Source organism: Siccibacter turicensis LMG 23730, assembly GCF_000463155.2.
In the GTDB taxonomy this organism is placed as follows: domain Bacteria; phylum Pseudomonadota; class Gammaproteobacteria; order Enterobacterales; family Enterobacteriaceae; genus Siccibacter; species Siccibacter turicensis.
In genome coordinates this window covers 691,329-702,427 of the sequence record NZ_AWFZ01000028.1, presented here as the reverse complement: position 1 = coordinate 702,427, position 11,099 = coordinate 691,329, and the positions used below count along the sequence as shown (strand labels likewise).

At 60.7% G+C, this 11,099-nt stretch carries 9 protein-coding genes; 2 read left to right on the top strand and 7 right to left on the bottom strand.

Annotated features, from left to right (window positions below):
* Positions 1-287 precede the first annotated feature (287 nt).
* The 4 genes from DW58_RS07625 to licT form a co-directional block, all read right to left on the bottom strand.
* Positions 288-1,679 (bottom strand): glycoside hydrolase family 1 protein, encoded by a 1,392-nt coding sequence (locus tag DW58_RS07625; protein ID WP_024547724.1) that lies wholly within the window; start codon positions 1,677-1,679, stop codon positions 288-290.
* A gap of 10 nt (positions 1,680-1,689) precedes the next feature.
* Complete coding sequence (locus DW58_RS07620) at positions 1,690-3,162, bottom strand: glycoside hydrolase family 1 protein (RefSeq protein WP_024547725.1); 1,473 nt, start codon at positions 3,160-3,162, stop codon at positions 1,690-1,692.
* Positions 3,163-3,171: 9 nt separating this feature from the next.
* On the bottom strand, positions 3,172-5,028 hold the full coding sequence (locus tag DW58_RS07615; protein WP_024562568.1) for a beta-glucoside-specific PTS transporter subunit IIABC: 1,857 nt from the start codon (positions 5,026-5,028) through the stop codon (positions 3,172-3,174).
* 145 nt (positions 5,029-5,173) lie between these two features.
* Positions 5,174-6,016 carry a BglG family transcription antiterminator LicT gene (licT, locus tag DW58_RS07610; RefSeq protein ID WP_024549987.1) on the bottom strand — a complete coding sequence of 281 codons (843 nt, stop codon included), beginning with the start codon at positions 6,014-6,016 and terminating at the stop codon, positions 5,174-5,176.
* 306 nt (positions 6,017-6,322) lie between these two features.
* Here licT and dinG point away from each other — a divergent pair, with 306 nt between their 5' ends.
* Together dinG and ybiB are read left to right on the top strand one after the other, a co-directional pair.
* Positions 6,323-8,473: an ATP-dependent DNA helicase DinG gene (gene dinG / locus DW58_RS07605; RefSeq protein ID WP_024562569.1), complete on the top strand. Its 2,151-nt coding sequence runs from the start codon at positions 6,323-6,325 to the stop codon at positions 8,471-8,473.
* Positions 8,474-8,505: 32 nt separating this feature from the next.
* The gene (ybiB, locus tag DW58_RS07600) at positions 8,506-9,471 is read left to right on the top strand and encodes a DNA-binding protein YbiB (protein ID WP_024550722.1); all 966 of its coding nucleotides are present in this window, start codon (positions 8,506-8,508) and stop codon (positions 9,469-9,471) included.
* An 87-nt stretch (positions 9,472-9,558) separates the two neighbouring features.
* On the opposite strand, the gene ybiJ is transcribed toward ybiB, so the two are convergent.
* The 3 genes from ybiJ to DW58_RS07585 all read right to left on the bottom strand — a co-directional run bounded on the left by ybiJ (position 9,559) and on the right by DW58_RS07585 (position 11,075).
* Positions 9,559-9,819 (bottom strand): DUF1471 family protein YbiJ, encoded by a 261-nt coding sequence (gene ybiJ / locus DW58_RS07595; protein WP_024550721.1) that lies wholly within the window; start codon positions 9,817-9,819, stop codon positions 9,559-9,561.
* Between the two features lie 269 nt (positions 9,820-10,088).
* On the bottom strand, positions 10,089-10,355 hold the full coding sequence (locus DW58_RS07590) for a DksA/TraR family C4-type zinc finger protein (RefSeq protein WP_024550720.1): 267 nt from the start codon (positions 10,353-10,355) through the stop codon (positions 10,089-10,091).
* A gap of 93 nt (positions 10,356-10,448) precedes the next feature.
* Positions 10,449-11,075, bottom strand: a complete 627-nt coding sequence (locus DW58_RS07585; protein ID WP_024550719.1) for a flavin reductase family protein — start codon at positions 11,073-11,075, stop codon at positions 10,449-10,451.
* Positions 11,076-11,099: the final 24 nt, after the last annotated feature.

Here is an 11,099-nt window from a genome sequence, read left to right as displayed (position 1 = left end):
CGGGAACCGCCAGAGGGCGCGAGCCCCGGGATGGGGTATCGCGCCCGACCGGAGCGAGACGCCGGAGGCAAGGGGAGCCCGCAGGGCCGGTTTTTTGGCCGGGAGCCGGGATAGCAAAGGGGGCGGCGGCGAGCCCCCTTTGCACGTTCACGGGCATCCAGGGTCACATAAGCGTGCGGTCGCCCGGTGAACGGAACATCACCGCACGTTCATAGACCAGAGTGCCACGCTCAGCACAGAGCTGCACAGTGAATGGAACCTATAGACTACTACGCCACGCCAGCCCTCTATAACACCTCCCCATGACTGGCAATCACCTGCTGATACCACCCAAAACTGCGCTTCCTGCTGCGCGCCAGCGTACCCCTGCCGTCGTTGTCCTTGTCGACATAGATAAACCCGTAGCGTTTTTTCATCTCGCCGGTACCGGCGCTGATGATATCGATCGGCCCCCACCAGGTGTACCCGATAATGTCGCAGCCGTCGGCGATGGCTTCGGCCATCTCGAGAATGTGCTGCCGGGCATACTCGATGCGCTCGACGTCATCGATGGTGCCGTCCGGCGCCACTTCATCCACGCCGCCGTAGCCGTTCTCGACGATAAACAGCGGCTTGCGGTAGCGGTCCGCCAGCTCGTTACACACCGTGCGCAGCCCCTTCGGATCCACCGGCCAGCCCCAGGCGGTCTTTTTCAGCCAGGGATTGTCTTCCCCCTTTGCGCCGCCGGTGTCGATCTGCATCTGCGCCCCGGCCTTGTGCACCACGCTGCGGTAGTAGCTGAAGCCGAGATAGTCCGAGGGATAGCGGGCGATAAGCTCCAGGTCTTCCGGCTCCATCGCCAGCGTGATGTTGTTGTCGCGGAACAGGCGGGCGCTCCAGGCCGGGTACTCACCGTTCATCATCACGTCGGAATAGAACAGCGACCGGCGGCGCAGCTGCTGGGTTTCAAAAATATCGTCCGGATGGCAGGTCGCCGGGTAGACGGTGCTGAGCGACAGCATGCAGCCGATCTGCGCCTCGGGGATGATCTCATGGCACAGCTTGTTGGCCAGCGCGTTGGCGACGAACTGATGGTGGTTGGCCTGATAGATCTCCTGCAGCGAGGCGTCAGCGTCAACCGCGCCGGTGGCGAACGGCATGCGGTTCATGTTGTTCAGCTCGTTGAAGGTCATCCAGTATTTCACCTTGCCACGGTAGCGGCGGAACACCGTCTCGCAGTAGCGGGTGAAGTGGGTAATCAGCGCCCGGTTTGTCCAGCCGCCGTACTCCTGATAGAGCGCCAGCGGCGTCTCATAGTGCGAGAGGGTGATCACCGGCTCAATGCCGTACTTCAGCAGCTCATCAAACAGTCTGTCATAGAACGCCAGCCCGGCCTCGTTCGGTGTCTGCTCATCGCCGCGCGGGAAGATGCGTGACCAGGCAATGGAAGTGCGGAAGCACTGGAAACCCATCTCGGCAAACAGCGCCACGTCCTCTTTATACCGGTGATAGAAGTCCACCGCCTCGTGGCTGGGGTAGTAATGATTCGGATCAATCACCGCGTCATGCTGGCCGGAGGCGATACCGCCGCGTATCACGTCGGCGATGGACGGCCCTTTGCCGTCCACGTTCCAGGCGCCTTCGGCCTGATTGGCGGCTATCGCGCCGCCCCATAAAAAGTGCTGTGGAAACCGTGCCATCTGCTGCTCCTTAATCACTGAGATCCTGACCGTTGGTGGCGATCACTTTTTTGTACCAGCCGAAGCTTTTCTTGCGCGAGCGGGCGAGGGTGCCGTTGCCCATGTCATCCTGATCGACGTAGATAAACCCGTAGCGCTTGGACATCTGGGCTGTCCCGGCGCTTACCACGTCGATGGGGCCCCACCAGGTGTAGCCAAACAGATCCACCCCGTCGGCGATCGCCTCCTGCATCTGCTCAATGTGCTGGCGCAGATAATCGATGCGGTAGTCGTCACGGATGCTGCCGTCCGGGTTGACCTCATCCACCGCCCCAAGGCCGTTCTCGGCGATAAAAAGCGGCTTCTGATAGCGGTCATAGAGCTGGTTCAGCGCCAGACGCAGGCCTTTCGGGTCGATCTGCCAGCCCCAGTCGCTGGTTTCCAGGTACGGGTTGCGGATACCGCCGGTAATCAGGTTGCCGGTCGCGCCCTGCAGTTTTTCCGGATGGGCGCTGACGGTGCTCGACATGTAGTAGCTGAAGGAGACGTAGTCCACCGGGTACTGGCGCAGGATCTCCTCATCGCCCGTCTCCATCTTCAGGGTGACGCCTTTCTCATCCAGCATGCGCTTCGCCCAGGAGGGGTAGTAGCCGCGCGCCTGCACGTCGCTAAAGAACAGCGACACCCGCTGGGCATCCTCGCAGGCCAGCTGGTCATCCGGGTGGCAGGTGTGGGGGTAGAGGATCTGGTAGCTGATCATGCACCCCACCTGCGAGCCGGGGATAATGGCGTGGCAGGCTTTGGTCGCCAGCGCGCTCGCCACAAACTGGTGATGCGCCCCCTGATACTTGTCCTGTTCAATGTTCGGGTGGTTCTCTTCGATAACCCCCACGCTGACATAGGGGTGATGCTTCACGCAGTTGATCTCATTGAAGGTCATCCAGTACTTCACCTTTTTGCGATAGCGGGTGAAGACGGTGGTGGCGAAGCGCACGTAGAAATCCACCACCTGACGGTTCGGCCAGCCGCCGTAATCGGTGACCAGTGCCAGGGGCATCTCGTAGTGCGACAGCGAGACGATGGGCTCGATGCCGTGCTGGCGCAGGGTGTCGAATACGTCATCGTAAAACGCCAGCCCGGCCTCGTTGGGGGTCGTCTCATCCCCGCGCGGGAAGATACGCGTCCAGGCGATGGACATGCGAAAGCATGTGAAGCCCATCTCGGCGAACAGCGCGATATCCTCTTTATAGCGATGGTAGAAGTCGTTGCCGTTGCGCTTGGGGTAGTACTTTGTGCTGGTGGGATCCTGCGCCTCGGCAACCTGCTGATGGGTCATGCCCAGCCACTGATCCAGCCAGCGCTCCTTCGGGGTGTTGATATCAAAGGTGTAGACATCAGACACCGACAGCCCTTTGCCGTCGACGTTCCAGGCGCCTTCAAGCTGGTTGGCCGCGGTAGCGCCGCCCCACATAAACCCCTCGGGGAATGCTTTCGACATCGTCATGGTTCTCCCTTAGACCGCCGGAGCGGTCAGTTTCAGACAGGCTTCGTTAATGCCGATATCGCCCTGTTTTACCGGGGTAATATCGCCGTAGTTTTCGCTGTTGGTGACAATCACGATCACGCTGGTGTCAATCTGCTGCTGGCGCAGGGCCGCAAGGTCGAAGCTGATGAGCGGCTGGCCGACCTCAACGATATCGCCCGGCGCGATATGGCTGACAAAGCCCGCGCCGCCGAGCTTCACGGTGTCGATACCGATATGGATCAGCACCTCCGCGCCGGTATCGCTCATCAGCGTCAGGGCGTGGCGGGTTTCAAATACCGACTCCACGCGGCCGTTTACCGGCGAGAGTAGCTCGCCGCTCGTCGGTTCGATGGCGATGCCTTTGCCAAACACCTCATCAGCGAACACCGGATCGCTCAGGCGGCTCAGCGGCTTCAACTGCCCGCTCACCGGGGCGAAGATCTGCTCGTCCCTGGCGTTCAGCGGCAGAGGGGCGCCCTGGCTGGCCTCCTGCGGCGGGCTCGCCTCCTCAAAGCCGACCACCACGGTCAGCAGGGCGGCCACCCCAAAGGAGATAGCGAGGCTGACCAGCGCCCAGAGAAACGTCGGACCGACCAGCGCCGGCAGGCCGGAGAGGCCGCTCAGCGCAAAGGCATAGGTTTTTACCCCCATCATCATGGCGAACGCGCCGCCGCAGGCACCGCCAATCAGGGCGCAGGCAAACGGACGTTTGAAGCGGATATTGATGCCGTACATCGCCGGTTCGGTAATGCCGAGCGAGGCGCTGAAGCTGGTAGAGAGCGCCAGGGTTTTGGTCTTCTTGTTACGCGAACGCAGGAACACCCCGAAGGCCGCCCCGGCCTGCCCAAGGTTGGCGACGTAGAACAGGATTTTGAACGGGTCGTAGCCGAGACGGCTGATGTTGTTGATCATCACCGGTACCAGCACGTAGTGCATCCCGGTAATGATCATCAGCGACAGGGTGCCGCCCACCACCACGCCCGCCAGCATCCCCATGTTGGCGACCAGCCACAGAATGCCGCCTGACAGGGCGTTACCGAGCCAGATACCCAGCGGCCCGATGGTGATGAGGGTCACCGGCGTGACGATCGCCAGCGAGAGCAGCGGCACAAACATGGTTTTCAGCGGACCGGGCATCAGGCGATCGATAAACCGCTCGACGTAGCTCAGCAGCCAGACCGCCAGCAGGATGGGGATCACGGACGACGCGTAGGAGACCGGCGAGACCGGCATTCCGAAGAAGGCGATCGGCTCTCCGGCGGCGAACAGCTTGAGCAGCGTGGGGTGGAACAGCGCCGCCGCCATGGCGACCGCCACATAGGGGTTGGCGCCGAACTTGTGCCCGGCGCTGAAGGCCAGCACCAGCGGCATAAAGAAGAACACGCCGTCGCTGATGGCCGACAGAATCAGGTAGCTTTGATTGGTGGCATCGAGCCAGTTCAGGGCCACCAGCAGCGACAGCACCCCTTTGAGGATCCCGGCGCCGGCAATGGCCGGAATGATGGGGGAGAAGATGCCGGACAGCCCCTCCAGCACCGCCGATACCGGATTGCGCCGCTTACGCGGTGCGTCGGCCGCCGGGGGCCGGGCGTCGCGCAGATGGGGGAGCTGGTTAAGGATGGCGTCGCACAGCGGGGCGACCTCGTTGCCGATGATCAGCTGATACTGATCCCCGGAAATGTTAACCCCCATCACGCCGTCAATCTCTTCGAGCGCGGCCCGATCCGCCCGATCCTGGTCGCGCAGCGTAAAACGCAGGCGGGTAATGCAGTGGAACAGCGAGACGATATTATCGGCCCCGCCGATGCGCGCGATAATCGCCTGCGCGGTGTCTGAATAGTGCATTGCCATTCCTCCAGAGCGCGAGGTCAATCGCGCGTAAACAATCGCCGGCAGGGCCGGTCGTCTTGCTTCCTCTGGGGTTTGCCTGATTTAACAGTAACAAGCCTGAACGGAACCGATGGGATAATTCCCGGGGAAATAACCCGCCTCAGGCGGGCGTCATGCGTTTAATAACGTTATCGATATGCACCGTCAGATAAAGTTTTTCCGACTGGCTCATCGTGTGCTGATAATTCTTTTGCACGAAGGCGTTAATCGCCTCAACGCAGGCGACGGTTTGTTTATACCGCTCCTGCACCATGGCAAATAATTCCGCGTCGTCATTATCAATAATCTCGCCGTCTATTACCCGCTGGGCGAAAAATTTCAGATGGGTAATAAAGCGCTGGTAGTTCAGGCTCTCCTCATCCGGATCCACCCGAAACCAGTACTTAACGATATTCTGCACCTGATAAATAAGCTGCGTTATCTGGCTGGTTTTCGCCGTGGTGCTGTTGATGCCCGCATTGACGAGGTGCAGAGCAATGCTACAGGCTTCCGCATCCGGCAGCAGCGTGCCGGTGCGGGCGGCAATCAGCGCCAGCGCCTGCTGGCCGACGCCATATTCCGCCTGATAAAAGTGGCGCACTTCCCACTGCAACGGATTGTGCAGCGGCATATTTTCCTCGCTGCGCTGCAGGGCGAAATGCAGGTGATCGCTGAGGCTGACGTACAGCCCTTCGCTTAATTTATGCGGCAGCGCCTGACGCGCCAGCGCCACGATATCATCGGTCAGCTCGACTATTTCCAGCGGCAGTTCATCCACCAGCACTTTAAATCGCGCGGACACGCTGTCGTCGTGCAGACGAAACGTTTTTTCTATTTTTTGCGCATTAACCCGTTCCCCGGTGGACGCGGAAAACCCTAATCCGCGTCCGGTGAGGATCAATTCCTGACCCTGTTCATCCACCGCGCTGACGACATTGTTATTAAGGATTTGCTTAATAAACATCAACGGCTCCTGAAAGCAAAAACGGGCAAAACATCAATACAGGCTACGGGGAAAAAAGTCCCGCAGTCCGCATTCAGGTTTTGCCCGCCGAACGGTAACAAGCTAATGCATAATAAAAAACCTAACACCCGACTACGGGGGGGTCAATGTAGCGGACGGGGAAAGGATATATTTCAGCCTGAAATGTGATCCGCTTTGCGTATTCATGTTGTGAATTTTTAAGCGCCGCGGGCGGAAAAAAAGGTCAACCTCGACGGCAAAAAATGCCACAATAGTGGCTGTTTATACAGTATCTCAGGTTTCCCGATGGCCCTTTCGAGCGCGCATAAAGCGCAAATTGCCGCCTGGTATAAGGCGCTACAGCAGCAGATCCCCGACTTTATCCCCCGTGCGCCACAGCGGCAGATGATTGCCGAAGTGGCGAAAACGCTGGCCGGGGATGAGGGGCGGCATCTGGCCATCGAAGCGCCAACCGGCGTCGGGAAAACCCTCTCGTATCTCATCCCCGGCATCGCCATTGCGCGCGAAGAACAGAAAACCCTGGTGGTCAGCACCGCCAATGTGGCGCTGCAGGACCAGATCTTCAGCAAGGATCTGCCCCTGCTGCGCAAGATTATCCCGGATCTGAAATTCACCGCCGCCTTTGGGCGCGGGCGCTACGTCTGCCCGCGCAATCTCGCGGCGCTCTCCACCGACAGCCTGGCGCAGGGCGATCTGCTGGCGTTTCTCGACGACGAGCTGACGCCCAACAGTAAAGAGGAGCAGCAGCGCTGCGCGAAGCTGAAAGCCGATCTCGACAGCTACCGCTGGGACGGCCTGCGCGACCACACCGATCAGGCCATCGACGACACCCTCTGGAAGCGGCTCAGCACCGACAAGGCGAGCTGCCTGAACCGCAACTGCCACTATTACCGCGAGTGCCCGTTCTTCGTGGCGCGCCGTGAAATTCAGGAGGCGGAAGTGGTGGTGGCGAACCACGCGCTGGTGATGGCGGCGCTGGAGAGTGAAGCGGTGCTGCCCGAGGCGAAAAACCTGCTGCTGGTATTGGATGAGGGCCACCACGTGCCGGACGTGGCCCGTGATGCGCTGGAGATGAGCGCGGAAATCACCGCGCCCTGGACCCGGTTACAGCTTGACCTGTTCGTCAAGCTTATCGCCACCTGCGTTGAGCAGTTTCGCCCGAAAACCCTGCCGCCGCTGGCTAACCCTGAGCGGCTCAACGCCCACTGCGAGGAGCTTGCGGAGCTGATTGGCTCGCTCAACAGCATTCTCTCCCTCTACCTGCCAGCGGCGAGCGAGGCCGAATATCGCTTTGCCATGGGCGAACTGCCGGCCGAAATCATGGAGATCTGCCAGCGGCTGGCGAAGCTGACCGAAACGCTGCGCGGGCTGGCGGAGCTGTTCCTGAACGATCTCAGCGAAAAGACCGGGACGCACGACATCGTGCGTCTGCACCGGGTGCTGCTGCAGATGAACCGCGCACTCGGCCACTTTGAGGCGCAGAGCAAGCTGTGGCGGCTGGCGTCGATGGCCCAGGCGTCCGGGGCGCCGGTGTCAAAATGGGTTACCCGCGAGCTGCGCGACGGCCAGCCGCACCTGTGGTTCCACTGCGTGGGGATCCGCGTCGCCGATCAGCTGGAAAAGCTGCTGTGGCGCAGCGTGCCGCATGTGGTGGTGACCTCGGCGACCCTGCGCTCGCTCAACAGCTTCTCGCGCCTGCAGGAGATGAGCGGCCTGCGCGAGAAAGCCGGGGACCGTTTTATCAGCCTCGACTCGCCGTTTAATCACGTTGAACAGGGGCGCATCGTCATTCCCCGCATGCGCTATGAACCGCAGATGGAGCACGAAGCCCACCATATTGCCGAGATGGCGGCCTATTTCCGTGCCGAAGTGGAAAAGGGCGAGCACAAAGGGATGCTGGTGCTGTTCGCCAGCGGGCGCGCGATGCAGCAGTTTCTGACGCACCTCACCGATCTGCGTCTGCTGCTGCTGGTGCAGGGCGACCAGCCACGCTACCGGCTGGTGGAGCTGCACCGCAAGCGCGTGGAGGGCGGGGAGCGCAGCGTGCTGGTGGGGCTGCAGTCCTTTGCCGAAGGGCTGGATCTGAAAGGGGAGCTGCTCACCCAGGTGCACATCCATAAAATCGCGTTTCCACCGATAGACAGTCCGGTGGTGATTACCGAAGGGGAGTGGTTAAAAAGCCTCAACCGCTACCCGTTCGAAGTGCAAAGCCTGCCGAGCGCGTCGTTTAACCTGATTCAGCAGGTCGGCCGCCTGATCCGTAGCCATGAGTGCTGGGGCGAAGTGGTGATCTACGACCGCCGTCTGTTCACCAAAGGCTACGGGCAACGGCTGCTGAACGCGCTGCCGGTATTTCCCGTTTCGCAGCCTGACGCCCCAGACGTTATAGTAAAGACAGAGAGCAAAAAAGCCGTGCGCCGCCCTCGTCGGCGCTAAGACGCCTGACAGCATGACGTAAGGAGTAATGGATGGACTACCGCACAATCATCAAAGAAATCGGCCGGGGCAAGAACCACGCTCGCGATCTGGATACCGACACGGCGCGCGCCCTGTATACCCATATGCTGAACGGCGACGTGCCGGAGCTTGAGCTGGGCGGCATCCTGATTGCCCTGCGTATCAAGGGGGAAGGGGAAGCCGAGTTGCGCGGCTTTTATGAGGCGATGCAGCACCAGACGCTGCGCCTGACGCCGCCGGTTGATAAACCGATGCCGATCGTCATCCCGACCTACAACGGCGCGCGCAAGCAGGCCAACCTGACGCCGCTGCTGGCGATGCTGCTCAACCGTCTCGGCTTTCCGGTGGTGGTACACGGCGTCAGCCACGACGGTACGCGGGTGATCAGCGAAACGATATTCACCATGCTGGGTATCAGCCCGACGCTGCACGCCGGGCAGGCGCAGGCGAAGCTGGACGGGCATGAGCCGGTCTACATCCCGGTTGGCGCCCTGTGTCCGCCGCTGGAGAACCAGCTGGCGCTGCGCTGGCGCATGGGCGTGCGCAACAGCGCGCATACGCTGGCGAAGCTGGCAACGCCGTTTGCTGAGGACGCGGCGCTGCGCCTCTCCAGCGTATCGCACCCGGAGTACGTGACCCGTGTCGGGGGCTTTTTTGCCGCCCTTGGCGGACGGGCGCTGCTGATGCACGGCACCGAAGGGGAAGCCTACGCCAACCCGCAGCGCTGCCCGCAAATCAATATCATTGATGAACAGGGCATTCGCGTGCTGTATGAGCGCGCGGCGGAAAGCGATGCCTCCGTGGTGCTGCCCGACTCCCGGGATCCTGACGTCACGGCGCGCTGGACCGAGCGCTGCCTGACCGGCCAGCTGCCGGTGCCGCAGGCGCTGAAGATACAGCTTGCCTGCTGCCTGGTGGCGACGGGCAGGGCGGTGTCGGTGGAGGAGGGGCTGGCGCAGGTGGCCCGGACGTTCTGATCCTGAGACGAAAAAAAGCCCGCGTGGCAGCGGGCAAAAATGAGGGTCAATCTAAATAAAGCAGGTTCAGAGAGGGTAAGGCATAAATCAGTTGTAGATCACCGCGGTGCCGCTCACCTTGTTGTGGCTCATCGCAGAGGTGATGCTGTAGGCTTTGGCGCCCGCCGCGTCGGCTTTGGCACCCAGCTCCGCTTCCAGACCTTCCAGCGTGCTCGCACCCTGCGCAGACACTACGCCAACTTTGTTCAGGTTCTGGGTATCGGCGTTACCGATAAGCTCCGCGGCACCCGCGGTCAGGGAGAAAGCGGTAAGGGCAAGGGCGGCTACAGCATATTTGATGGTTTTCATGGCTAATTTCTCGCAGGTTATTCTGTTTGGGTGACGTTGTTCCGTCGATGTGATTATTGTCACATTCGTCAGCAGAATATAAAACCGAAGAGAATTGACAGCCTTATTCTAAAAATTTGAATGAAACATAGCCAGTTGAATTCATTGAGATTATTGCTTCGCGGCTACGTTTCCTGACCTGAACTGACAGAGCGGGTGGAAGAGGGCACGTTTCGACACACCGCCCCGGTAAAAAGCTGCGCAATAAAAAACGCCGCGCTAAGGCGGCGTTACCGGAGCTGGCTGTCTTTAGAGCCACGCCGGTTATAGGGCGAGAAGCGCGCCTGATGCGCATCTTCCTTTTGCTGGCAGTCGACACACAGATGCACGCCGGGAATGGCTTTGCGTCGTGCTTCCGGGATCGGTTCATCGCACATCTCGCAAAACGCCAGGCTCTCGCCTGTGGGCAGCGAGCGACGCGCCCTTGCTACGGCATCGTCAACGGTGCTGTCGATCTGATCCTGCACCGCGCCGTCATTGGCCCAACCTGAAGCCATAAGACCTCCTTAATGGTTAAACACAGACGTTATTATAGCAAAAAAGCGGGCACTCTGCCGGAGGCGGCCCACCGTAGCGGGCCTGAAGGAGGGCTAGCGGGCGTCAGGACGCACCAGATCGAAGCGCTGGGACTCATCAATGGCGTAGTAGGCGCTGGGGCCGCCGGCGCGCAGCACCGGCTGCGCCTTCGCCGTCTGATAAATACCGTTTTCCAGCAGCGTTTCATCGATATGCACCGCCACCACTTCCCCTAATATCAGCCAGCTGTCGATCAGCGTGCCGTCGGCGCCGGTCAACTGAATATACTGCGACAGGCGACATTCGAAGTTGACCGGGCTTTCCGCCACCCGCGGCGCGCTCACCCGCTTTCCGGGGACCGGCGTCAGGCCGGCGCGGGCGAACTCGTCTTCGCCGTGGGGCAGCGAGGCGGAGGTTTCGTTCATCTGCACCGCCAAATCACGGGTGGCGAGATTCCAGACAAACTCTTTGGTAGCGATGATGTTGCTGACGCTGTCTTTCCAGCCGGTGCTGGAGAAGCCAATGATCGGCGGACGATAGTTAAAGCAGTTGAAGAAGCTGTAGGGTGCCAGATTGCGGCGGCCTTCGGCGTCAAGAGAGGCGATCCAGCCGATGGGGCGCGGCCCGACGATAGCGTTCAGCGGATCGTGCGGCAGGCCGTGGCCCTGCTGCGGCTCGTAGTAGTAGCGTTTTCCTGTCATATTCCACCTGATTAACCGTAAAAA

What these genes read in the sequence shown, in the direction of transcription:
- DW58_RS07625 (WP_024547724.1), bottom strand. Translation starts at nt 1,679, where the DNA reads ATGGCACGGTTTCCACAGCACTTTTTATGGGGCGGCGCGATAGCCGCC.
- DW58_RS07620 (WP_024547725.1), bottom strand. Translation starts at nt 3,162, where the DNA reads ATGACGATGTCGAAAGCATTCCCCGAGGGGTTTATGTGGGGCGGCGCT.
- DW58_RS07615 (WP_024562568.1), bottom strand. Translation starts at nt 5,028, where the DNA reads ATGCACTATTCAGACACCGCGCAGGCGATTATCGCGCGCATCGGCGGG.
- licT (WP_024549987.1), bottom strand. Translation starts at nt 6,016, where the DNA reads ATGTTTATTAAGCAAATCCTTAATAACAATGTCGTCAGCGCGGTGGAT.
- dinG (WP_024562569.1), top strand. Translation starts at nt 6,323, where the DNA reads ATGGCCCTTTCGAGCGCGCATAAAGCGCAAATTGCCGCCTGGTATAAG.
- ybiB (WP_024550722.1), top strand. Translation starts at nt 8,506, where the DNA reads ATGGACTACCGCACAATCATCAAAGAAATCGGCCGGGGCAAGAACCAC.
- ybiJ (WP_024550721.1), bottom strand. Translation starts at nt 9,819, where the DNA reads ATGAAAACCATCAAATATGCTGTAGCCGCCCTTGCCCTTACCGCTTTC.
- DW58_RS07590 (WP_024550720.1), bottom strand. Translation starts at nt 10,355, where the DNA reads ATGGCTTCAGGTTGGGCCAATGACGGCGCGGTGCAGGATCAGATCGAC.
- DW58_RS07585 (WP_024550719.1), bottom strand. Translation starts at nt 11,075, where the DNA reads ATGACAGGAAAACGCTACTACTACGAGCCGCAGCAGGGCCACGGCCTG.